This is a genomic window from Listeria kieliensis (assembly GCF_003369925.1).
In the GTDB taxonomy this organism is placed as follows: Bacteria; Bacillota; Bacilli; order Lactobacillales; family Listeriaceae; genus Listeria; species Listeria kieliensis_A.
Map to the genome: position 1 here is coordinate 432073 of NZ_LARY01000001.1, position 22306 is coordinate 454378.

The window sequence follows — 22306 nt, forward strand, 5'->3', positions numbered from 1 at the left end:
TCGGGAATTCAAATGAACAAAGGTGACGCAGATGTCAAAACAAGATAATCTCATTCAAATAAATGCAAATATCAAAGAAGCTTGCAAAAAATCTGGACGTTCTGAAGCAGAGGTAAATTTGGTTGCAGTAACAAAGACCATTGATGTTGCAGGAATGAAAGAACTTTATGATTTGGGAATTCGTGATTTTGGTGAAAACCGAGTGGATGTCTTTTTAGAGAAATATGAAGCCTTTCAAGATTTCTCGGACATCCGCTGGCATTTTATCGGATCGCTCCAAACACGTAAGGTGAAGCAAATTATTGATAAAGTAGATTTTATCCATTCGCTTGATCGCGTGAGTTTGGCTGAGGAAATTGAAAAACGGGCCATAAAGCCAGTCCGTTGTTTCTTGCAGCTGAATGTTTCTGGAGAGGAGTCCAAACATGGTTTTACGAAGGAATCAGCTCTGGCGTTTTTGAAACAAGCTGATTTTAAGCAAATTGAAATTGTCGGATTGATGACGATGGCTCCAATTACTGAAAATGAAGACGACCTTCATGAGATTTTTCACACGTTGAAAGAAGCAGGAGCTGAAATTGCATCGCTTCAACTCAACCAAGTGACTGCAAGCGAACTATCTATGGGGATGACAAATGACTACAGCATTGCAATTGAAGAAGGTGCCACATATATTCGTGTTGGCAGAGCGCTCGTAAATGACTAAAATTAACGGAGGTGCAAGATCATGGGACTTTCCAATAAATTCAAATCTTTCTTTTTCCTTGATGAAGATGAATACTACGAAGAAGAAACAAACCGAAAAAATAATCAGGAACCTGAGCCAATGATTCAGAAAAAAAATGAAAAACCAGCTAAAAATCGTTTTCGCGCTGTTGAAGAAGAGCCGAATGTCGTGAGTATGCAAGGTGCGCAATTTTCAAGTGAAGTAATGCTTTCTGAACCACGTGTGTACGCTGAGGCACAAGAACTTGCGGATTACTTAAAGGAATATAAAACGCTTGTTGTTAACTTACAGCGCATTAGTCACGATCAAGCTATTCGGATTGTAGATTTCCTAAGTGGAACGGTTTATGCATTGGGAGGCGACATCCAACGTATTGGGAATAATATTTTCCTTTGTACACCAGAAAACGTTAGCGTGGATGGCTCGATTTCTGAAATGCTTGAAGAACAAAATTACATGTAAAGCTAGAGAGGTGGAACACAAGGTTGCAAACTTTTTTAATTCAAGTGGTTGATGTCATTTTGTTTATCATTCGCTACTTGCCAACACTCATGTTTGTCTACTTCTTGATGAGTTGGTTTCCCGGAGCACGTGAATCGAAGATCGGTCGCTTTTTAGGTCGGATTTTTGAACCAATTCTGGAACCGTTCAGACGGATTATCCCGCCGATTGGAATGTTCGATATTTCATCATTGGTTGCTTTTATTGCTTTCCAATTTGCGATGACTGTCCTTACCAATTTGATTTATCAATACGTTGTACCGCTTTTATACGGAATTTAACGGGTCATGTCTTTTGGGCATGACTTTTTTTAAAGCAGGAAAACTTGCCCGATTCAAAAGGAGATAAAATCAATTAAGTCTCGATTACTTGTTTTACAAAAAAAGAGGGAGGTGAAGCAGATGGAAGGTATTTATCAACATTTTCGTAAAGAAGAATATGCTTTTATCGATCAGGTTTTAGATTTGGCGATTCAAGTGGAGAACGAGTATACTCCGCGTCTGACAGAATTTTTAGATCCGCGCCAGCGCTTTATTGCTGAAACGGTTGTTGGTGGGTATGAAGCGATGGAAATCACTTTTTTTGGTGGATCGGAATTTACAGAACGAAAGCGAGCTTTAATTTATCCCGATTATTATATGCCAGAAGAGAAGGACTTTCAAATCAGTCTTTTTCATATTCGCTATCCTGTGAAATTCACGACGCTCACGCATCAAAAAATACTCGGAACACTGATGTCGCTCGGTATTCGTCGTGAAGCTTTCGGGGATATTTTAAATCAAGGTGAAGAGTGGCAGTTTTTTGTGGATGCCGAAATGGCGCATTATGTAACGAGTCAGCTCGAAAAAATTGGGAAAGTTAATGTGACGCTTGAAGAGGTTTCACTCCGTGATGCTTTAATTGTTCAAGAAGAGTGGGAAGAGCAAATGATTACCACTTCGAGCTTACGACTGGATGGGGTTTTAAGCAACGTGCTTCATCTTTCTAGGCAAAAAGCAAAACAAATGATTCAAGCCGGACTTGTTAAAGTGAACTGGAAAGTGGTTGAAAATCCGGATTTTGAGTGTGAAGAAGCGGATATTTTGTCAGCACGAGGTTATGGGCGGATTAAATTGATTCAAATTCATGGGCGAACCAAAAAAGATAAAATTCGAATGAATATTGGCTTTTTAAAATAAGAAACTGGAAGTAGAGTAAAATCTGTTGACAGTTTCTTTTTTTTGGCAAGAAAATGAGGAAAGCTGTGGCAGATTGATGTTGCATAAGCGGTGCTTGTGATATAATAACCTTAATTTAAAAGCAAGAAAAAGAAGTGAAGTGGGTGATGAACTTTGAAAAAAATGCTTGGAGAAGATAGGCGAGCAGCCATTTTAGACTGGCTACGACATACTTCTGAACCGATTTCTGGTGGCGAGTTAGCCAAGCGGACAGATGTGAGTAGGCAAGTGATCGTGCAAGATATTTCACTGCTTCGAGCGATGGAGCAGCCGATCATTTCGACACCACAAGGCTATATGATGGCTAAGGAATCAAAAAGAATTCGGCGGATCATAGCTTGTAACCACACGAAAGAAGAAGCTGAAAGTGAATTAAATACTTTAGTGGATTATGGGGTTTCTGTCATAGATGTGATTGTGGATCATCCGATTTACGGGGAACTAACGGGAAATCTTCATCTAAATAGTCGCTTTGATGTTGAAAAATTTGTCTATAAATTAAAAACAACTGATGCGCTGATGCTTTCTGGTTTAACGAATGGTCTTCATCTCCATACTGTTGAAGCGGATACGGAGGAACAAATCAACAAAGCAATTGAAGTTTTAGCGGAAATTGGGATACTTGTTCGTTAAAATCGACATCGCACTAGGAAAAAATGATAGATTGTGTTAAAATAAAACTTATATTGGATTTGTTTTGTAAAAAGCAAGGTTCTTTCGAAATTTCGTAGTTGCGTCTTGAAACTGCGGTTTCGATAATTCGTACGGAGGTGTAGAATATGCCATTATCGCCACTGGATATACATAACAAAGAATTTACCCGTGGTTTTAGAGGTTATGATGAAGATGAAGTAAATGACTTCCTCGATCAAATTATTAAAGATTATGAACAAGTACTAAAAGAAAAGAAGCGTTTAGAAGATTCCTTAAACAACAATGAAGAACGCTTAGGACATTTTACAAATATTGAAGAAACGCTAAATAAATCATTAATTGTTGCGCAAACAGCAGCAGAAGAAGTTAAACAATCTGCTGACCAAGAAGCCAAGTTAATTATTCGTGAAGCAGAAAAAAATGCGGATCGTATTTTAGCAGATTCTCTTTCAAAAGCACGTAAGATTTCAATTGAAATTGAAGACTTGAAACGTCAATCGAAAGTTTTCCGGGAACGTTTGCGCTTGCTTGTTGAAGCTCAAATGGACTTGATTAAAAGTGATGATTGGCAACAAATGATGGAATATGACGTGGATGCAACGGAACTGAAATCTATCAAAGAAGTTCAGGAAGATGCAGAAAACGAACAAGAATAGAAAAATGTTGATCTGAGACAAGTATGTTTTTCTTAGACTTGCTTTAAAGCGAACTGGTGATGGTGCGAGACCAGAAGCAAGCTGAAATGCAGAAATCACTCAAGGAGTTCTGAATCTGAATAAAGTAAGATTCGGCGCGGCCAGGCGTTAATGGAACGAGTGGATAAAAAGTTTCTTTTTATCAACAAGGGTGGTAACGCGATAATCTCGTCCCTTTTTTAGGGAGGAGATTTTTATTTTTTGCGGAATAATAATATAAAGGAGTTTGTGAGCGATGGATTATAAAGATACGTTATTGATGCCAAAAACTGCATTTCCGATGCGAGGAAATTTGCCAAATAAGGAACCACTTTGGCAAGAAAAATGGGAAAAGGAAAATCTCTATCAAAAAGTTCAAGAAAAAAATGCGGGACGTCCGACTTACATTTTGCATGATGGGCCTCCATATGCAAATGGTGAGCTTCACATGGGACACGCAATGAATAAAACGATCAAAGATATTATTGTTCGCTATAAATCAATGGCAGGCTTTAGATCACCTTATGTGCCGGGGTGGGATACACACGGACTTCCAATCGAACAAGCACTAACTAAAAAAGGCGTGAAACGGAAAGAAATGTCGGTTGCTGAATTCCGTAAGCTTTGTGAAGAATATGCTTATAAGCAAATCGATTTGCAACGAACGGGTTTCAAACGTCTTGGCGTAAATGGTGATTGGGAAAATCCTTATATTACGTTAAAACCTGAATATGAAGCGGAGCAAATTAAAGTATTTGGGGAAATGGCGAAAAAAGGTTATATCTATAAAGGGAAAAAGCCTGTTTATTGGTCGCCTTCAAGTGAATCAGCATTAGCAGAGGCAGAAATCGAATATCATGATAAAAAATCAGCTTCTATTTATGTCGCTTTCGATGTAAAAGATGGCAAGGGTGTTATTGATAACGATACAAAAATTGTTATTTGGACGACAACTCCATGGACGATTCCAGCTAATATGGCGATTACTGTCAATCCTAATTTAGATTATGCAGTTGTAGAAACGGCTGGGCAAAAGTATCTCGTAGCCGCTGCACTTGTTGATTCTCTGAAAGAAACGCTTGATTGGGATGATGGAAAAGTCATTCAAACGGTTCGTGGTAGTGATTTGGACCGCGTTGTAGCGAAACATCCGTTTTACGATCGTGATTCGCTTGTCATTAACGGTGAACATGCTACAGCAGATGCTGGAACAGGAGCTGTACACACGGCACCAGGTCACGGGGAAGATGACTTCATCGTCGGACAAAAATATGGTTTAAATGTACTAGCGCCGATTGATGAAAAAGGTGTCTTTACGGATGAAGCTCCAGGATTTGAAGGCTTATTCTACGACGAAGCCAATAAAGTGGCGACTGAGAAACTAAAAGAAGTGGGGGCACTTCTAAAACTTGATTTTATTACCCACAGTTATCCGCATGATTGGCGCACAAAAAAACCCGTTATTTTCCGTGCAACACCACAGTGGTTTGCTTCAATTAATAAATTCCGTGGTGAATTAATGGATGCGGTTCAAAAAGTGAACTGGACACCTGTATGGGGAGAAACTAGACTGTATAACATGGTTCGTGATCGTGGCGATTGGGTTATTTCTCGTCAACGTGCTTGGGGAGTTCCGTTACCGATTTTTTATGCGGAAAATGGGGATGCGATCATTACGGATGAAACGATTCAACATGTTTCCGATTTGTTCCGTGAACATGGCTCAAATATCTGGTTTGAAAAAGAAGCGAAAGACCTTTTACCTGAAGGATTTACACACCCATCAAGTCCAAATGGTGAGTTTACAAAAGAACAAGATATCATGGATGTTTGGTTTGACTCTGGTTCGAGTCATCAAGCTGTATTAGAAGCTAGACCAGAGCTTTCAAGACCAGCAGATCTTTACATGGAAGGCTCTGACCAGTATCGTGGTTGGTTTAACTCATCGCTTACAACAGCTGTTGCAATGACCGGAGAAGCACCTTATCGTAATGTGCTTAGTCACGGATTTGCGCTTGACGGGGAAGGCCGTAAGATGAGTAAATCACTTGGGAATACGATCTTACCTGGAAAAGTAATTAATCAGTTGGGAGCAGATATTGTTCGTTTGTGGGTAGCTTCTGTGGATTATCAGGCAGATGTTCGTATCAGCGATGATATCTTAAAACAAGTTTCAGAAGTATATCGAAAAATCCGGAATACAATGCGTTTCTTGCTAGGAAATGTGAATGATTTCCATCCAGAAAAAGATCAAGTGGCTTTTGAAGAGTTGCGGGAAGTAGATCAATATGTGCTCGTTAAATTAAATCACTTGGTTAAAGCTGTATTGAATAGTTATGAAAAATTTGAGTTCTCGACGATTTATCATCAAATCAATAATTTCTGCACGGTGCTACTAAGCCAATTCTATATGGATTTTGCGAAAGATGTGGTTTATATTGAAGCAGCAGACAGCTTAAGCCGTCGTTCAATGCAAACGGTCTTTTATGAATCTGTTGTGACTTTAACTAAATTACTTGCGCCAATTCTTCCTCATACAACAGAAGAAGTTTGGGCAAATCTAAAAGGGGAAGAAACAACAAGCATTCATCTTGAAGATATGCCAGAACTGCGCGACCTTCAAGTGAAAGCCGGACTTGAGGAAAAATGGGATGAGTTCATGAAAGTGCGTGATGGTGTTCAAAAGGCACTGGAAGAAGCTCGAAACGAAAAAATGATTGGGAAATCAATGCTAGCAAAAGTAACGCTTTATGTGGATGAAACAGGGAAAGCACTATTTGATTCGCTTGAAGGCGACTTTGCTCAGCTCTTTATCGTATCTGATTTCGAACTAGTTGAAGGACTTGCAAAAGCTCCAGAAACAGCGCTCGAAATCCCGCATGTAGCGGTTCAAATTTCTGTTGCTGAAGGAGAGGTTTGCGAACGCTGCCGTGTCGTGAAAAAAGATGTAGGCACTGATAAGCATCATCCGACACTATGTGCGCGTTGTGCGGATATTGTAACTAAAAATTATGAATGAGTGAAGCTTAGAAAGGGCTGCCTCCATGGCAGCCCTTTTCTAGTCACGTTCCTTAGAATGTGGTACAATATAGCTAAAAATTTGGAAGGGTGAAGACGTTGAAGCTGGATTTTATTAAAGTTCACGGGTCACAAAATGACTTTTTTATCTTAGATGAGCGAAAGAGTGAACTTGGTGCGTGGACGGATGCCAAAAAAGCGCTTCTTGCCCAAAAGTTGTGTGATCGTTCGCATGTGCTTGGTGGTGCTGATGGGATTTTGTTTGTCGGAGAAGGAAACCCAGGAACCATTGGAAAAATGCGTGTTTTCAATTCGGACGGTTCTGAAGCTTCGATGTGTGGAAATGGTCTCAGGGCAGTAGCACGTTATTTGCTAGAAGAAAGCGGGTTGGAGGAAGCCAAAGTAGAAACCATGAAAGCGGATCTTCAAGTGAAGAAAAGTGATTCACTAGGATTTGAAATCCCCACTTTTGAAGTGGAAATTTCACCGGTGCTGTTTACACCAAGCAGCTTGCCTTTTCATCATCAAGGAGACCAACTTTTTGACGAAATGCTCCCAGAACTAGATCCGGAGTTGCATTTTTCTGCTGTGGCTGTGCCGAATCCACATTTGATTAGTTTTGTTTCGAAAGAGACACTTGCATCGGATAAACAAGGGAAGCTTGCAAGTTACTTAAATGGTGAAAATCCATATTTTCCAGATGGTGTCAATGTTAGTTTTGCTCAGCGTCTTTCGGGAAATCAAATTTTTGTTCGGACTTTTGAACGAGGTGTTGGCTTCACGAATGCTTGCGGAACGGCGATGTCGGCCTCGAGTCTGATTAAAAAGTTGCTAGACCATGATAAACTGGAAGAAGCGCTTGAGGTGTATAACGACGGCGGTATGGTGAAAGTAACAGCGGAGAAAACAAATGAGAATTTTTCATTACATTTGATTGGTAATGCCACTTTCACAGATAAAGGAACCATTGAAATTTCTGAAGACGGAGCAAGCATTTCGCTACTTTCTACGGAAAAAACGAATGAACAAGAAGATTACTTGCAACTTGTTGAACAAGTCAAGGCATTTTTGCAGCAAGTAAAGTAAGGAGAAGAGAATGAATTCAAATGGAAAAAAAGCTTTGCCGCTACTCATTATTGGAGTAATTGCTTTAATTGCGTTTATTTTTGAGGCGGTAAGTGTAGCAAAAAGCAGTAATTGGGTAGCAAAGTTTGATTTAAGTTGGATTGCCCGGATTCGCGATGGCCATCTTGAGGCGGGAACGACAAAGCTAGTAAAATTTTTAACGCATTTTGGATCTGCTGAATATGTGATTGTTATGACGATCATCGTTGTCATCGTCCTATTCATTTTACGGAAGTTTACTGTTGGATTATGGTTTGGAGGCACAGTTCTTTTTTGTGGCGTCGTGCTCAACTACTTACTGAAACATTTTGTTGAACGTAGTCGCCCGGATTCATCTAATTGGCTTGTTTCTGAGACAGGTTTTAGTTATCCGAGTGGACATGCTACGGCAACATCCATTTTTTATGGTTTAGCGGCACTATTTTTGATTTTTACAGTTCGACAAATCTGGGCAAAAATCGTCATTGGCGCATTAGGACTCTTTGTGATTTTCTATATCTTATATTCACGAATTTATTTAGGCGTGCATTATCCAACTGATGTGCTTGGTGGCTTTTTGTTTGGGATGGCTTCGATTTTTATTTCAACAGGTGTTTACTTCCTTGTTCGAAAACCGCTCCATCAATTGTTGACGAAATGGCGGCTTAAAGATCTGAGTAAAGTAGAATAAACTGATTTTGTTGCATCTTTCAAAGGAGTGGGACACTCTTTTGAAAGATGCTTTTTAATGTGTATTTAAAGCAAGTTCGCGAATTTTCAAAATGTAAACGCCACTATTTTTCTCTTGCAATTTATTGGGATAAGCGTTAAGATAGAACTGTTGATAAGAAAATATGGTTTTACAAGTTGTATTTGTAGAGAACGGAAATATTCACATGTTATAAAGAGTATTCAAGCTTTTATCATATGAATACTTTTTATAATATGTGAATTTTTTTATGAAAAACACGCAAGGGCTTGTTGATTAGCTTGGCCAGTTTGTTTTTTATTTGAAAACCCATATTAAGTAAATTATTTTTTTGGAGGTCTGTGGAAACATGACAGGTAAGGTAAAATGGTTCAACAGTGAAAAAGGATTTGGATTCATCGAAGTTGAAGGCGGAGACGACGTTTTCGTACATTTCAGCGCGATCCAAGAAGAAGGTTTCAAAAGCCTAGAAGAAGGTCAAGAAGTTGAATTTGACGTTGTTGAAGGTCAACGTGGCCCTCAAGCTGAAAACGTAGTTAAACTATAATTTCAGTTTTAGGTAAGAGAAACAAAAGAATGAACGAAGTATCTAGCAGCTTTTTAGAAGGTTGCTAGATTTTTTTATTTAAATGAAACACATTGTAAAACAGTTTTTCAATTCTTATATAACAGTTTGTTGGTTTTTACTCTTGATTAAACTTAGTTTTTCTATATAATAAGAAAGTATAGTTTAAACTGTTTTAATTTAATTTTAAAACAAAGTGATACAGGAGATGAAGCGAATTGGAAAAGAAGCAGGAACAATTTGATGATAAAACTGGAGCGGATCTTGTTGTTGATAGTTTAATCAATCAAGGTGTAACACATGTTTTTGGAATACCAGGAGCAAAAATTGATAAAGTCTTTGATGTGATGGAAGAGCGTGGTCCTGAGCTTATTGTGAGCCGTCACGAACAAAATGCTGCATTTATGGCAGCGGCTGTTGGACGTTTAACTGGAAAACCAGGTGTAGTGCTTGTGACAAGTGGACCCGGGGCTTCAAATCTTGCCACTGGACTTGTAACGGCTACATCTGAAGGAGATCCAGTTGTAGCGATTGCGGGAAATGTGGGCAGACAAGATCGATTAAAAAGAACGCACCAATCGATGGACAACGCGGCTCTTTTTAAATCAATTACGAAATATAGTGAAGAAGTGGTTGATGCTAAAAATATTCCTGAAGCACTTTCAAATGTTTTTCGTGCCGCTGAAGAACCTCGTCAAGGTGGGGCGTTTATCAGTTTGCCACAGGATATTGTGACAGAAGAGCACGTTCCGGCAAAAGCAATTCGTTCGCTTGCTCGACCAAAAACGGGTCCGGCAACAAAAGAACAAGTTGCTAAGCTTATCACACGGCTGAAAAAAGCCAAACTCCCGGTCCTTCTTCTTGGTATGCGTGCAAGTAGTCCAGAAGTAACCGCATCAATTCGCCGTTTGCTGCAAAAAACAAGCATTCCAGTGGTAGAAACGTTTCAGGCAGCAGGTGTCATTTCCCGTGAGTTAGAAAGCAATTTCTTTGGTCGCGTTGGGTTGTTCCGGAATCAACCGGGAGATATTCTTCTTAGCAAAGCCGACCTTGTTATCACGGTGGGGTATGATCCGATTGAGTATGACCCAAAAGCTTGGAATGCGTCTTCTGATCGGACGATTGTGCATATTGATGATATTATTGCCGAAATTGATCATTACTATCAACCAGTCACAGAGCTTGTAGGGAACATTTCGCTGACGATCGACCGGATTAATGCAAAATTCGATGGGCTAGAACTTGGGGAAGCAGAGCAGGAAATTTTAAGAGGCTTGCACGAGCAACTTGAACAACGTGATATTCCGAGTGAACCTGATGAAACCAATTTAGTTCACCCGCTTTCTGTGATCGAATCGCTACGCTCTAAAATTGACGATGACGTTACGGTAACGGTCGATGTTGGTTCCCATTATATTTGGATGGCGCGGCATTTCCGTTCTTATGAACCACGCAGATTACTATTCAGTAATGGTATGCAAACACTTGGTGTGGCACTTCCGTGGGGGATTGCTGCCGGATTAGTTCGTCCGGGTGAAAAAGTGGTATCTATTTCTGGTGATGGCGGTTTCTTGTTTTCCGCGATGGAGCTAGAAACAGCTGTTAGACTTAGAATCCCACTTGTTCATTTGATTTGGAATGATGGAAGTTACGATATGGTAGCTTTCCAACAAAAAATGAAATACGGCAAAGAAGCAGCTGTTCGCTTTGGTGGCGTAGATTTCGTGAAATATGCGGAAAGTTTTGGAGCTAAAGGACTTCGTGTTGAGCGTCCTCAAGATTTGGATGCCGTTCTTACTGAAGCGTTCCAATCTGAAGGACCTGTGATAGTAGATATTCCAATTGACTATCGCGAAAATATCAAATTGGGTGAATCGCTTCTTCCAGATCAATTCTATTAAGTTTTACCAAAAAGCAAGAATGGAGTTTTCTCCTTTCTTGCTTTTTGGCTGTTTACACTTGAAAATTTTCGTGAGAATCGTTGAAATTGCATGCGATCTAGAGTAAGATACAATTAGGATAAAACAAAGGAGTTTTGAATGATGAATATTGCCAAAATGATTGATCATACTGCACTGAAACCGGAAACAACAAAAGCGCAAATTGAAAAGCTAACAGAAGAAGCTAAAACTTACCAATTTGCTTCGGTTTGTGTAAACCCTATTTGGGTTAAATTTGCGAGCAGTCAACTTGCGAATTCTAGTGTGGATACGTGTACGGTAATTGGTTTTCCGCTTGGAGCAAATACTTCTAGTATGAAAGCCTTTGAAACAAAGGATGCTATTTTAAATGGAGCAACGGAAGTCGATATGGTCATTAATATCGGTGCGTTAAAAGAGGGAAATGATACACTTGTTGAAGAAGATATTAAGGCTGTTGTAGAAGCGGCTGATGGAACGCTTGTTAAAGTGATCATCGAAACTTGTCTTTTGACGGATGAAGAGAAGGTTCGTGCTTGCAAGCTTGCGGTGAAAGCAGGAGCTGATTTTGTGAAAACATCTACTGGATTCAGTTCTGGTGGCGCAACGGTTCATGATATCAAGCTTATGCGTGAAACAGTTGGACCAGACATCGGTGTGAAAGCTTCTGGTGGGATTCGGACGAAAGAAGATGTTTTGAAAATGATTGATGCCGGAGCAACGCGTATTGGAGCAAGTGCTGGCGTAGCGATTGTTTCAGGCGAAACAGGAACATCAGATTATTAAGTAAATGCATCCAAATCAAAAGGTTTGGATGCATTTTTGCTTTTTCTTTCCTAATGGCTATTTTTATGTAAAAATGTAGGGAGAGCATATTGGAAAGTGGGGGATTCGGTTGAGCACGACGATTCGAGAAATTGCCGAGAAAACAGGGGTATCAATTACGACCATTTCACAGATTTTAAATGGAAAAGGAGATCGATTTAGCGAAGCGACAAGAAAAAAAGTCCTTCATGCAGCTGAACAAATGAAATATAAGCCGAATTTTTTCGCTAAAAATATGATCAAAAATCATACAAATACGATCGGTATGGTTGTCCCTGAAGTAACGGATGCTTTCTTTTCGCAGCTAGTAAAAGGAGCAGAAGATTATTTAAACGGGGAAGGGTATATGATCATGCTTTGTAATTCGTCGAATGACACGAAAAGAGAAGATCACTACATTGAAGAATTGCTGCATCGTGCCGTAGATGGGCTGATTATTGCAAGTCCGCACATTCTCGATTCAGAAGTCTTTACGCGCCTAAAGGATAAGCGTTGCCCGTTTATTTTACTTGATCGCGAACGAAATGAGCGGCAAGAGGGAAGGATCGCCGTTGATGATTTTGCTGGAGGCTATGAGGCCACGAAGCACTTGATCGATTTAGGCCACCGCGATATTGGGATTATCGTTTCAGATGCGTCTTTTTATAATGTATTTGAACGATTTGAGGGTTACCGAAAAGCCATGCAAGAACATAGTTTGCCAGTTTTAGAAAAATGGATTGTAAGTGGTGATCAAACGATGCAAGGCGGCTTAGATGCCACAAGGAAGCTGTTTGAACAAGACGCGCAGGTGACGGCTATTTTTGCGACAAACGATTTGATGGCAACGGGGGCGTATCGTTACGCGTATGAGGAAGGGATCGCTATCCCGGAAACCCTTTCTGTCATTGGCTTTGATGATATTGAATTAGCGGCTTTTATGACGCCACCATTAACGACGATTCGACAACCGATATATGAAATGGGAGCGCTCGCGGCAAAAGCCCTTCTTGGGAAAATTGAACATCCGGAAGAAGCGATGCCGAATCATTTGCTCAAATTGGATTTGATTGAAAGAAGTAGCACGAAAAGATTTGACAGTGGAAGCTCTTCTACCGTATAGTGAAGGGGAAATGAGCTTTCCATTTTTATGGTTAGTAAAACGGTTTACTTAAGAAAGGACGTGCTTTAAGTGAGAATGGTGGATATTATTTCAAAAAAACGGGATGGTTTGCCATTAACTAAAAATGAAATCGCTTTTTTTGTGGATGGTTATACAAAAGGCGAGATTCCAGATTATCAAGCTAGCGCACTTCTGATGGCAATTTATTTTGAAGATATGACGGAAGACGAACGGCAGGCTTTGACGATGGCGATGGTAAACTCTGGCGAAACAATTGATCTTTCAGCGATTAGTGGTATTAAAGTTGATAAGCATTCAACTGGCGGCGTTGGTGACACTACGACGCTTGTTCTTGCCCCGCTTGTTGCAGCTGTTGGTGTTCCGGTGGCTAAGATGTCTGGGCGTGGTCTTGGGCACACAGGAGGCACGATTGATAAGCTCGAGTCTGTGAAAGGGTTCCATGTGGAGCTTTCGAAAGAGGAGTTCACGGAGCTTGTGAACCGCGATAAAGTGGCTGTTATGGGGCAATCGGGTAATTTGACGCCGGCGGATAAAAAGTTGTATGCGCTTCGAGATGTGACGGGGACGGTCAATTCCATTCCGCTTATTGCGAGTTCGATTATGAGCAAGAAAATTGCGGCGGGTGCTGATGCAATTTGTTTGGATGTAAAGACAGGTGCGGGTGCTTTTATGAAGACGGAAGAAGATGCCGAAAGCTTGGCACACGCCATGGTTCGAATCGGAAATGGCGTAGGGCGAAACACGATGGCAGTCATTTCGGATATGTCGCAACCGCTTGGCTATGCAATCGGGAATGCGCTTGAAGTAAAAGAAGCGATCGCTACTTTGAAAGGTGAAGGTCCAGAAGATTTGACGGAACTTGTGCTTGTTTTAGGAAGCCAAATGGTGGTGCTCGCGAAAAAAGCGGATAGCTTAGAGGTAGCTCGTAAAATGCTTGAAGCGGTCATTCAAAGCGGGGAAGCGCTTGAGAAGTTCAAAGAATTCTTGCGGAATCAAGGTGGGGATGATTCGGTGGTGGATAACCCAGATAAGCTTCCTGATGCGGCTTTTAAACAAGAGCTCCCTGCTAAGCGAAGCGGTTTTGTAAGTGAGATCGTAGCTGATGAAATGGGAGTTGCCGCGATGATGCTCGGGGCTGGTCGTGCGACAAAAGAAGATGAAATTGATCTTTCTGTTGGAATTGTGCTGCGGAAAAAAGTCGGGGATGCGGTTCAAGAAGGAGAAAGTCTAGCCACGGTTTATAGCAGTCAAGCGGATATTTCTGCTGTTCAAGCTAAAATTTATGAGCATATTACGATTGCAGATCGAGCTGAAAAACCAAAATTGATTCATAAAATAATTACTGAATAAAAAAGTCAGCTTTCGGAGCAGTTCCGAAAGCTGACTTTTTTATTTTTCAGCAGCATCAATTTGGGCAAGCATGTCATCTGATACTAGATTTTTGTTTAAGAAGTCTTTCGAATGAGGAAGTTCTAAATGGACTGCAGTTTGTTCGGCAACTTCTACGGTTCCTTCAAGCAATTCATAGTCAAAAACGTGCCCGCCGACTTGCTTAGCTTGATCAATGAAATGGATGTGATAGCCAGCGACGCCAATTCCTGTAATATAAGCTGGCATATAGAAACCAACAATTGTTCCTTCGATTTCTTCAAAATGATAAGTTGGTTGCGTTTTAACGGCTTCAACAAGTGGCGGATAAGGCTTCGTTTGTTTTGGAGCGACTCGAGTATTCACAAAACCGAATTTACCTTTGATTTGGACCGCATAGAATAAATTAGGCCCCTTCGTCAAACTTGCTGTTCTTGCTTCGATTTGTTCACGTGTTGTGGCTTCGTTTACCTTGAAACTCGTATCGGGCACAAAACGAGTGACGCTCGCATAAGGTGTTGTTGCTTCAGGTGCGACTTCGTAAGCTTTACCGTCTTCACGCACTTGATAAGCGACTCCATCTGCTACGACGAGCTCGCCATCAAACTGGTCAAATGTGCCAATCCCGAGATCTCCGTGTTTGAGTAGCTCGGAAAAGGTCATCGTTCCGTCAAACAGTCCGCCAACAAGAGCGGCCATCGTGGAATGTTGAAAGAGTTGATTTTCAGTTTCCATTGTTATCTCTCCTTGTAGTATTAGTTTTCCGTTCAAGACTAATACAGTTTTTATTCTTTTTTCATTATAGCACTAAAATAAACTCTTGAAAATGAAGAGGATTCTTAATACAGGTGTGAAAATCTGTATTAGTCGCAAATGCTTTTTAAAGCAAAACTTGCAGAAAACAGTGGGAATTGGTACATTTAAACTATCTTGAAAAGAATGAAGGGGAAGGCATGGAATCTATTGAAACAAAGCGTTTGCTTTTGATTGAATATACCCGTGAAATGATCGAAGCGACGATTGCTGGTATTGGAAAGCTGGAAACAGTGCTTGGCTGCGAAGTTTCTGAGGACTGGCCGGGAATTGATTTCTTTTTTTATTTGCCTTATGTACTTGATAATGTAAAAAAGAAACCAGAGATGACGAAATGGACGCGTCTTATTATTTTAAAAGAAGAAAATATTGTCATTGGTGAAATCGGTGGGCAAGGCGATCCAGATGAAACCGGTGAAATCGAGCTTGGATACAGTGTTGTTCCAGAGTTTCAGCATCATGGTTATATGACAGAAGCGCTTTCGGCGATGCTTGCTTGGCTCAAGGAACAAGAAGTGATCACGCGGATTTTTGCGCGCTCGTTTGAAAGTAATTTAGCTTCGATTGGAGTACTAGAGCGGACTGGCTTTGTTCATCAGGCAGATGAAGATGAAGTTCAATCTGGTGGGAAAATAATGCACTGGGAGTGGCAGAAAAAATGATGATTATTCCTTCTGGAAAACCGAAAATTTGGGATAAATCACCAGAACTTGGGGCGGTACGAGCAAAAGAAGCTTATACCGGAACTTTTCATAAGCTTTGTCAGGCATACGCTGAAAAGTTTGCGGATGATTGGCTGATTCTTTCCCCACGTTATGGATTTTTGAAGCCTGAAGATCTCGTTTTAGGGCCTTATGACGTGCGTTTCACCTTGAAAGGAACAAATGCGTCAACTATTCAAATGGAAGAGCTAAAAGCACAATGGCAAGAAAAAGGGGTAACGGCTTTTGAACCAGTGACGATACTTGGAGGAAAGAAATTTACGCCACTGCTTTCTCAGGTGACGGATCAAAAAAATCCCTTGCTTACGCCCTTAAATGGTTCAAAAGGAATTGGCGACATGCAAGGGAAATTAAAACGAGCGATTCAAAGCGGGCAACCTTTATCCCATTTTGCTGATTAAAAAAAGCGCGGCTGTAATTAATAAAAAAAGCACGCCCATGTTGAGATTTTTACGAATAAAAAAGTAAAGACTCTGCAAAAGCATTAATATGCAGAGCGAAACAACAATAATGTGTAGCATGAAGAACCTCCTGTAACGAAAACACGGACTTTATAATCCGTGTTTTTTAGTTTAGCATTTTTTTTATTTTATCAAGTAAGCTTGGTTGCGACTCAGTTTGACTTTTCTCTTTTGTAGGCGTTGCTTTTTCAAGCTTTACATCCGGTGTTGCCACTTCTTGTTTGGCCGCTAAGACAAGAAAAATCTCCGTTTCATCTTCTTCGCGCTGAACGATAGAGAACTCATTTCCAGTCTTCTCAGCAAGCTGAATATAAGGTCGAAGAGACTGATAGGGAAGCGCTCCGTTTAAAAGCAGTTTCGCATCTGGATGTTCCTTCATTTTTTGTTCGAGTTCAGGAAGGAAATCAAGTGTTAATACTTGCTCCTTTGTAAGGGAAGTAATCACCCGTTCCTGAAAAGTACCCAGATATTTTTTCTTTTGAAGAGGATGTAACTCTTTTCCGCCGGTAATTCCATTTTCAAGATATTGACCAACTTTATCTTCTTCCATGATTCGGATACTCCTTTAAAGCTATTTTCTCGTTTATTGTAGCATGAAGTAGAAGAAGGTGCAAAATTTCACAGGTGCGATGGGACTTTAATTCTAGAAAACTGACTGTGTAAACTTGGATATGGTATAATGGAACTGTAAAAAACTAATGAGAGCGAGCTGGAAATATGCACATTCGTGCCTTAGAAGAAAACGACTTAATCCACATCCATGAGTTGAATAACAAGTTAAATGTCATGGCATACTGGTTTGAGGAGCCTTATGAATCACTAAGTGAATTGAAAAGTCTGTATCAAAAGCACATTTATGATGAGTCCGAACGCCGTTTTGTGATTATTAAGGAAGGTCAATTTGCAGGAATCATTGAACTCGTTGAAATTGACTATATACACCGGAACTGTGAGATTCAAGTGATCGTTAAGGAAGAGTTTCAAGGTGAGGGACTTGCACAAGAAGCAATGGAAAAAGGCATTAACTATGCGTTTCAAATTTTAAACCTACATAAAGTCTTTTTATATGTGGACACCGAAAATGAAGGAGCTGTCCATATTTATAAAAAATTAGGATTTGAAATTGAAGGAACGATGGTTGAACAGTTTTACATGCGAGGCGAGTACAAAGACTGCTATTTCATGGGGCTATTTAAGCGCAACTGGAAACAAGCACAAATGTAAAGAAAAAATCCCGAGGGTTGCGGATAACACAACCCTCGGGATTTTTATGTTATTCATTTACAACAGGAAACCAAGCGAATCCATCTTTTTGAACGAGTTCATCGGCTTCTTTAGGTCCCATTGAACCTGGTTTGTAGTTCGGGAAGTGATCTTTTGTTGTTGTCCAGACTTCCGCGATATGATCGACAAAGTTCCAAGAAAGGCTAACTTCATCCCAGTGAGAGAAGTAAGTCGCATCTCCGCGTAAACAATCCAGAATCAATTTTTCATAAGCTTCCGGTGTATTCATGCCGTCTTGTGAGGAATGAACATAATCCAAGTTGACAGGCATCGTGACCATGCCTTGTCCCGGTTCTTTCACATTTAAATGAAGCGTAATCCCTTCATTCGGTTGGATATGGATCACGAGGACATTTCCACCTAGTGATTGCTGATCGCCAAATAAGTTCATTGGAACGTCTTTAAAATGGATAGCAATTTGAGTGGCTTTAGTAGCTAAGCGTTTTCCAGTTCGGATGTAGAAGGGAACTCCTGCCCAGCGGAAATTATCAATCATTAGTTTAGCAGCTACGAAAGTTTCAGTGTTGGAATTAGGGTCAACATTTTCTTCTTCGCGATAACTTCTTAATTCTTTTCCGTCTACTTCACCACTACCATATTGCCCACGGATAAAATGCTGATGCACTTCTTTTCCTTCATACACGCGCAGTGCACGTAGCGCCCGAACTTTTTCGTTGCGAATTTCTTTCGTCGTTAGTTTGATCGGCGGTTCCATGGCCAGTAGAGAAACAATTTGTAAGACGTGGTTTTGAACCATATCACGCAGTGCGCCGCTTTCGTCGTAGTAGCGCCCGCGATCTTCCACACCAAGTACTTCGCTGAGCGTTACTTGGATATTATCAATATAGCGATTGTTCCAGAGAGACTCGATAATCGAATTTGCAAAACGAATGACGGAAATGTTTTGAATCATTTCTTTGCCAAGGTAGTGGTCGATCCGGTAAATTTCGTCTTCATGGAAAGCTTCTCTAAGCGAGTTGTTTAGCTCCTCAGCACTTTCTAAATCGTGGCCAAACGGTTTTTCGATAATTAAACGGTGAAAACCCGCAGTGTCCGTAAAGCCTTCTGATTTGATTCTTCTCGCGATTGTCCCGAAGAAATTGGGGGCCATCGCTAGGTAAAACAACCGATTACCTTCTAATTGATATTTTTCATCTAATTCGTCCGATAAATTTTTTAACGAAACGTAGGTTTCTTGATCCATTACATCGTGTGATTGGTAATAGAAGTGGGAAGCGAATTCTTCGGCATGTTCCGAAGCCCCTTCAATTTCTTGAAGCGATTCCTTGACTTTCTCGCGGAAAAATTCATTGCTCCATTCTCTTCTTGCTGTACCGATGACAGCAAAGTGATCTTTTAAATAGCCTTTCGTAAATAAATGGTATAGAGAGGGATAAAGTTTGCGATTCGCTAAATCTCCCGTTCCACCAAATATTGTGATCAAAGCTTTTTGTTCTAACTCGTCTGCCATACGTGATCTGACCCTCTTTCCTTCATTCTATCTGAAAGTTAGGTTTTACAATGAAAACTAACTTCATTTAATCATTAACGAGCACAAAAAGCTCATTAGCTCCTTACTATTTTATCTATTTAGCAGGCACTATGCAACTGTTTGATTTCCAATTTTAATTGGTCTAGGTTGAAATTTCTTTGGGTTTTCGAAAATCAGTTGATTATGCTAAAATGAAGACTAGTAAAACGAAAGCGGGGAAAGTAAAGTGGAACTCATTTTTCTTGGTACAGGAGCTGGTGTTCCGTCAAAAGGTCGAAATGTCACTTCTCTTGCGCTGATGATGCTGAATGAACGAAACGCAATTTGGCTGTTTGACTGTGGGGAAGCAACGCAGCACCAAATTCTTTATTCACAAGTCAAACTCAGCAAAGTCGAAAAAATTTTTATTACACATATGCACGGCGATCACATTTTTGGCTTGCCAGGACTCTTATCCAGTCGTTCGTTTCAAGGCGGCGATAGCGAACTCGTCGTATATGGTCCTGAGGGTATTAAAAGTTACATTGAAACGAGTTTGGCGCTTTCTGGAACGCATTTGTCCTACCCGCTTCGAATCGAAGAAATCGCTTTGGACGGGATGGTTTATCAAGATGAAACCATCAAAGTGAGCTGTATGGAGCTTGATCATGGTATTTCTTCATTTGGTTTTCGGATTGAAGAAAGTGATAAACAAGGGGCGCTTGATGCTGAAGGGCTTATGCAAAAGGGAATTAAACCCGGCCCGTTATTTAAGCAATTAAAAGATGGAGAAAAAGTCACGTTGCCAAATGGTGAAATCCTTGATGGGAAAGATTACATTGGCCCTACGCAAAAAGGAAAAGTACTTGCAATTTTTGGCGATACACGTAGTTTTGCGCGTGAAGAAGAACTGGCAAGAGATGCGGATCTTATTGTCCACGAAGCGACTTTTGAAGCGGAAAAAGGGGAGATGGCCCGTGCTTACATGCATTCTACAACGAAAGAAGCAGCCACTCTTGCAAGGAACGCCGAGGCAAAACGACTGATTATCACGCACATCAGCTCACGCTACGATAAAGAAACCAGTGAACAATTAGTTAGCGAGGCTAGGTCGATTTTTCCGAAAACAGAGATAGCCAGTGATTTACGAACGTTTGAAATTTAGGAGGAAAGAGACAATGAACCGATATCTTGCAGGAAAAACGGTGGTGATTACCGGAGCTTCAAGTGGACTCGGAGAGAGTTTAGCGCACCTTTGTGCGCGAGAGAAAGCACATCTTGTTTTGCTTGCGCGAAGTGAAGATAAGCTTGCAGCACTTTCCGAAAAACTTGAATCAGCTTACGGTATCAATGCTTCTTTCTATCCCGTTGATTTGACCAATTTTGCTGCGTTAGATGCTTGTGCGGCACGCATTTTAGATCAACATGATGTGGATGTTTTAATAAATTCTGCTGGCTTTGGCTTGTTTGAAACAGCGCTAGATACGCCCTTTGAAACGGTGGAAGCGATGTTTGATACAAATGTGTTGGCGCTGATACGCTTTACTCAGCTACTTTTGCCCACTTTACTTGAAAAAAATGAGGGACATATCGTGAATGTTGCCTCACAAGCCGGGAAAATTGCGACTCCAAAATCAAGTACATATGCGGCTACAAAGTTTGCTGTTTTAGGCTACTCGAACGCGCTTCGGATGGAGCTTAGTGAAACGAATATTCATGTGACAACGGTCAATCCTGGCCCGATGGCAACCAACTTTTTTACAATTGCCGATCAGTCGGGGGAATACTTAAATAATGTTGGCTTTTTTGCGCTTAAGCCAGAAAAAGTAGCCGAAAAGACCGTTCGAATTCTTGGCAAGAAACGACGGGAAATCAATTTGCCCATTTTAATGAATATCGGAACGAGACTTTACCAATTGATGCCAAGCCTCATTGAATGTTTAGGAAAACGCGCCTTCATGAAGAAGTAGGCGCGTTTTTCTTTTTTTGGCTTGGCAAAAGCTTCTTTTACTTGTATAATAAAAAGAGAACAAATGTTCTTTTGAGAGGAGAGGAAGATCATGGATACAAGCCGAAAAATCATTCATATTGATATGGATGCGTTTTATGCATCGGTGGAGCAACGTGATCATCCAGAATTCCGAAATAAGCCGCTGATTATTGGAGGCGATCCTAAAAAACGTGGAGTTGTCTCGACTTGCTCTTATGAAGCTCGAAAGTTTGGCGTTCACTCTGCGATGCCTTCTAGTCAAGCTGTGAAACTTTGTCCGCAAGGTATTTTTATTCGCGGCAATATGGAACATTATATGGCGGTCTCGGCGCAAATTCGTGAAATTTTTCATCGCTATACGGACGTGATTGAACCTCTGTCGCTGGATGAAGCATATCTTGATGTAACCGAAAATAAAGTTGACCTCAAGTCGGCAACGCTCATTGCTCGTGAAATTCAGCGAGCCATTTATCGTGAACTACATTTAACTTCTTCAGCGGGAGTTTCCTATAATAAGTTTATCGCTAAAATTGCCTCTGATTACGAGAAACCAGCTGGACTCACCGTTGTACCACCTGAACAAGCAGAGGCTTTTTTAGAGCAGATTCCGATCGACAAATTTTATGGTGTCGGTAAAGTGACGGCAGAAAAAATGCACCGACTCGGGATCCATACAGGAAAAGATTTGCGGGCTTGGAGCGAGTGGGATTTAATTCGTGAATTTCATAAACACGGTTATGCGCTTTATAGGCATGTGAGAGGCCGTTCTAATAATATTGTTAATCCTAATCGCGACCGAAAGTCTGTTGGAAAAGAAACGACTTTTGCTGAAAATGTCTGGAATGAAAAAATACTCGAAGAAAATTTGATGCGTTTTGCGGAAAAAATTGAGCAGAGGCTTGAAAAAATTCATAAGCATGGGAAAACCGTTGTTTTAAAATTACGTTATAGCGACTTTACGACCATTACGAAACGAATGACTTTAACGGATTATGTTCATGAAAAGCAGTGGATTTATGAAGCAGGGCGCGCTTTACTACAAGAGGCTTATCATGGTGAAGATTCGATTCGTTTAATTGGTCTTACGGTAACCAATTTAAAGCCAATTCATTTTGAAAATCTACGCCTTGAAGGACTATAAATACATGAAGAAAAAGCGCT

General features: G+C 40.6%; 24 protein-coding genes and 1 other annotated feature. Of the genes, 20 read left to right on the plus strand and 4 right to left on the minus strand.

Going from position 1 to position 22306, the window contains the following annotated elements:
- Window positions 1-31 precede the first annotated feature (31 nt).
- From UR08_RS02195 to UR08_RS02260, 14 genes are all read left to right on the plus strand, one after another.
- Window positions 32-706 carry a YggS family pyridoxal phosphate-dependent enzyme gene (locus UR08_RS02195; protein WP_115752022.1) on the plus strand — a complete coding sequence of 225 codons (675 nt, stop codon included), beginning with the start codon at window positions 32-34 and terminating at the stop codon, window positions 704-706.
- Between the two features lie 21 nt (window positions 707-727).
- Entirely contained in the window at window positions 728-1189 is a 462-nt protein-coding gene (locus UR08_RS02200; protein ID WP_115752023.1) for a cell division protein SepF, read from the plus strand.
- A 23-nt stretch (window positions 1190-1212) separates the two neighbouring features.
- Entirely contained in the window at window positions 1213-1509 is a 297-nt protein-coding gene (locus UR08_RS02205) for a YggT family protein (protein ID WP_115752024.1), read from the plus strand.
- A gap of 120 nt (window positions 1510-1629) precedes the next feature.
- Window positions 1630-2406, plus strand: coding sequence for a YlmH family RNA-binding protein (locus UR08_RS02210; RefSeq protein WP_115752025.1), 777 nt, complete (start codon window positions 1630-1632; stop codon window positions 2404-2406).
- Window positions 2407-2559: 153 nt separating this feature from the next.
- Window positions 2560-3078, plus strand: a complete 519-nt coding sequence (locus UR08_RS02215) for a transcription repressor NadR (protein ID WP_115752026.1) — start codon at window positions 2560-2562, stop codon at window positions 3076-3078.
- 146 nt (window positions 3079-3224) lie between these two features.
- On the plus strand, window positions 3225-3755 hold the full coding sequence (locus tag UR08_RS02220; RefSeq protein WP_115752027.1) for a DivIVA domain-containing protein: 531 nt from the start codon (window positions 3225-3227) through the stop codon (window positions 3753-3755).
- Window positions 3754-3973 (plus strand) — a binding site (T-box leader). (Overlaps the previous gene by 2 nt.)
- 56 nt (window positions 3974-4029) lie before the next feature.
- Window positions 4030-6792: an isoleucine--tRNA ligase gene (gene ileS, locus UR08_RS02225; protein WP_115752028.1), complete on the plus strand. Its 2763-nt coding sequence runs from the start codon at window positions 4030-4032 to the stop codon at window positions 6790-6792.
- A 98-nt stretch (window positions 6793-6890) separates the two neighbouring features.
- Window positions 6891-7877, plus strand: a complete 987-nt coding sequence (gene dapF / locus UR08_RS02230) for a diaminopimelate epimerase (RefSeq protein ID WP_115752029.1) — start codon at window positions 6891-6893, stop codon at window positions 7875-7877.
- A gap of 10 nt (window positions 7878-7887) precedes the next feature.
- Window positions 7888-8586 carry a phosphatase PAP2 family protein gene (locus UR08_RS02235; RefSeq protein WP_115752030.1) on the plus strand — a complete coding sequence of 233 codons (699 nt, stop codon included), beginning with the start codon at window positions 7888-7890 and terminating at the stop codon, window positions 8584-8586.
- Between the two features lie 367 nt (window positions 8587-8953).
- The gene (gene cspD, locus UR08_RS02240) at window positions 8954-9151 is read left to right on the plus strand and encodes a cold-shock protein CspD (protein ID WP_115752031.1); all 198 of its coding nucleotides are present in this window, start codon (window positions 8954-8956) and stop codon (window positions 9149-9151) included.
- 236 nt (window positions 9152-9387) lie between these two features.
- A complete protein-coding gene (gene alsS / locus UR08_RS02245) occupies window positions 9388-11070 on the plus strand; it encodes an acetolactate synthase AlsS (RefSeq protein ID WP_115752032.1) in 1683 nt (560 codons plus the stop codon).
- A gap of 141 nt (window positions 11071-11211) precedes the next feature.
- Window positions 11212-11874, plus strand: coding sequence for a deoxyribose-phosphate aldolase (deoC, locus tag UR08_RS02250; RefSeq protein ID WP_115752033.1), 663 nt, complete (start codon window positions 11212-11214; stop codon window positions 11872-11874).
- 109 nt (window positions 11875-11983) lie between these two features.
- Window positions 11984-13015 (plus strand): LacI family DNA-binding transcriptional regulator, encoded by a 1032-nt coding sequence (locus UR08_RS02255; RefSeq protein ID WP_115752034.1) that lies wholly within the window; start codon window positions 11984-11986, stop codon window positions 13013-13015.
- A 69-nt stretch (window positions 13016-13084) separates the two neighbouring features.
- A complete protein-coding gene (locus UR08_RS02260) occupies window positions 13085-14386 on the plus strand; it encodes a pyrimidine-nucleoside phosphorylase (RefSeq protein ID WP_115752035.1) in 1302 nt (433 codons plus the stop codon).
- 39 nt (window positions 14387-14425) lie between these two features.
- On the opposite strand, the gene budA is transcribed toward UR08_RS02260, so the two are convergent.
- A complete protein-coding gene (gene budA, locus UR08_RS02265; protein WP_115752036.1) occupies window positions 14426-15139 on the minus strand; it encodes an acetolactate decarboxylase in 714 nt (237 codons plus the stop codon).
- A 218-nt stretch (window positions 15140-15357) separates the two neighbouring features.
- Here budA and UR08_RS02270 point away from each other — a divergent pair, with 218 nt between their 5' ends.
- Both UR08_RS02270 and UR08_RS02275 read left to right on the plus strand, forming a co-directional pair.
- A complete protein-coding gene (locus UR08_RS02270; RefSeq protein ID WP_115752037.1) occupies window positions 15358-15879 on the plus strand; it encodes a GNAT family N-acetyltransferase in 522 nt (173 codons plus the stop codon).
- Window positions 15876-16340 (plus strand): DUF6884 domain-containing protein, encoded by a 465-nt coding sequence (locus UR08_RS02275; protein ID WP_115752038.1) that lies wholly within the window; start codon window positions 15876-15878, stop codon window positions 16338-16340. Before UR08_RS02270 ends, UR08_RS02275 begins: the two co-directional genes overlap by 4 nt.
- On the opposite strand, the gene UR08_RS13070 is transcribed toward UR08_RS02275, so the two are convergent.
- On the minus strand, window positions 16320-16460 hold the full coding sequence (locus UR08_RS13070) for a hypothetical protein (protein ID WP_240616017.1): 141 nt from the start codon (window positions 16458-16460) through the stop codon (window positions 16320-16322). The two genes, UR08_RS02275 and UR08_RS13070, sit on opposite strands and share 21 nt — an antisense overlap.
- 46 nt (window positions 16461-16506) lie before the next feature.
- Window positions 16507-16950: a YueI family protein gene (locus UR08_RS02280; protein WP_115752039.1), complete on the minus strand. Its 444-nt coding sequence runs from the start codon at window positions 16948-16950 to the stop codon at window positions 16507-16509.
- Between the two features lie 167 nt (window positions 16951-17117).
- On the opposite strand from UR08_RS02280, the gene UR08_RS02285 reads away from it, so the two are divergent.
- Window positions 17118-17624 (plus strand): GNAT family N-acetyltransferase, encoded by a 507-nt coding sequence (locus UR08_RS02285; RefSeq protein ID WP_115752040.1) that lies wholly within the window; start codon window positions 17118-17120, stop codon window positions 17622-17624.
- 49 nt (window positions 17625-17673) lie between these two features.
- On the opposite strand, the gene zwf is transcribed toward UR08_RS02285, so the two are convergent.
- Window positions 17674-19155, minus strand: a complete 1482-nt coding sequence (gene zwf / locus UR08_RS02290) for a glucose-6-phosphate dehydrogenase (RefSeq protein WP_115752041.1) — start codon at window positions 19153-19155, stop codon at window positions 17674-17676.
- 247 nt (window positions 19156-19402) lie between these two features.
- Between zwf and rnz the strand changes: the two genes are divergently transcribed.
- From rnz to dinB, 3 genes are all read left to right on the plus strand, one after another.
- Entirely contained in the window at window positions 19403-20320 is a 918-nt protein-coding gene (gene rnz, locus UR08_RS02295; protein ID WP_115752042.1) for a ribonuclease Z, read from the plus strand.
- A gap of 13 nt (window positions 20321-20333) precedes the next feature.
- Complete coding sequence (locus UR08_RS02300) at window positions 20334-21125, plus strand: SDR family NAD(P)-dependent oxidoreductase (RefSeq protein ID WP_115752043.1); 792 nt, start codon at window positions 20334-20336, stop codon at window positions 21123-21125.
- Window positions 21126-21215: 90 nt separating this feature from the next.
- Window positions 21216-22286, plus strand: a complete 1071-nt coding sequence (gene dinB / locus UR08_RS02305) for a DNA polymerase IV (RefSeq protein ID WP_115752044.1) — start codon at window positions 21216-21218, stop codon at window positions 22284-22286.
- Window positions 22287-22306 lie beyond the last annotated feature (20 nt).

What these genes read in the sequence shown, in the direction of transcription:
- UR08_RS02195 (WP_115752022.1), top strand. Translation starts at nt 32, where the DNA reads ATGTCAAAACAAGATAATCTCATTCAAATAAATGCAAATATCAAAGAA.
- UR08_RS02200 (WP_115752023.1), top strand. Translation starts at nt 728, where the DNA reads ATGGGACTTTCCAATAAATTCAAATCTTTCTTTTTCCTTGATGAAGAT.
- UR08_RS02210 (WP_115752025.1), top strand. Translation starts at nt 1,630, where the DNA reads ATGGAAGGTATTTATCAACATTTTCGTAAAGAAGAATATGCTTTTATC.
- UR08_RS02220 (WP_115752027.1), top strand. Translation starts at nt 3,225, where the DNA reads ATGCCATTATCGCCACTGGATATACATAACAAAGAATTTACCCGTGGT.
- ileS (WP_115752028.1), top strand. Translation starts at nt 4,030, where the DNA reads ATGGATTATAAAGATACGTTATTGATGCCAAAAACTGCATTTCCGATG.
- UR08_RS02235 (WP_115752030.1), top strand. Translation starts at nt 7,888, where the DNA reads ATGAATTCAAATGGAAAAAAAGCTTTGCCGCTACTCATTATTGGAGTA.
- cspD (WP_115752031.1), top strand. Translation starts at nt 8,954, where the DNA reads ATGACAGGTAAGGTAAAATGGTTCAACAGTGAAAAAGGATTTGGATTC.
- deoC (WP_115752033.1), top strand. Translation starts at nt 11,212, where the DNA reads ATGAATATTGCCAAAATGATTGATCATACTGCACTGAAACCGGAAACA.
- budA (WP_115752036.1), bottom strand. Translation starts at nt 15,139, where the DNA reads ATGGAAACTGAAAATCAACTCTTTCAACATTCCACGATGGCCGCTCTT.
- UR08_RS02270 (WP_115752037.1), top strand. Translation starts at nt 15,358, where the DNA reads ATGGAATCTATTGAAACAAAGCGTTTGCTTTTGATTGAATATACCCGT.
- UR08_RS02275 (WP_115752038.1), top strand. Translation starts at nt 15,876, where the DNA reads ATGATGATTATTCCTTCTGGAAAACCGAAAATTTGGGATAAATCACCA.
- UR08_RS13070 (WP_240616017.1), bottom strand. Translation starts at nt 16,460, where the DNA reads ATGCTACACATTATTGTTGTTTCGCTCTGCATATTAATGCTTTTGCAG.
- UR08_RS02280 (WP_115752039.1), bottom strand. Translation starts at nt 16,950, where the DNA reads ATGGAAGAAGATAAAGTTGGTCAATATCTTGAAAATGGAATTACCGGC.
- UR08_RS02285 (WP_115752040.1), top strand. Translation starts at nt 17,118, where the DNA reads ATGCACATTCGTGCCTTAGAAGAAAACGACTTAATCCACATCCATGAG.
- zwf (WP_115752041.1), bottom strand. Translation starts at nt 19,155, where the DNA reads ATGGCAGACGAGTTAGAACAAAAAGCTTTGATCACAATATTTGGTGGA.
- UR08_RS02300 (WP_115752043.1), top strand. Translation starts at nt 20,334, where the DNA reads ATGAACCGATATCTTGCAGGAAAAACGGTGGTGATTACCGGAGCTTCA.
- dinB (WP_115752044.1), top strand. Translation starts at nt 21,216, where the DNA reads ATGGATACAAGCCGAAAAATCATTCATATTGATATGGATGCGTTTTAT.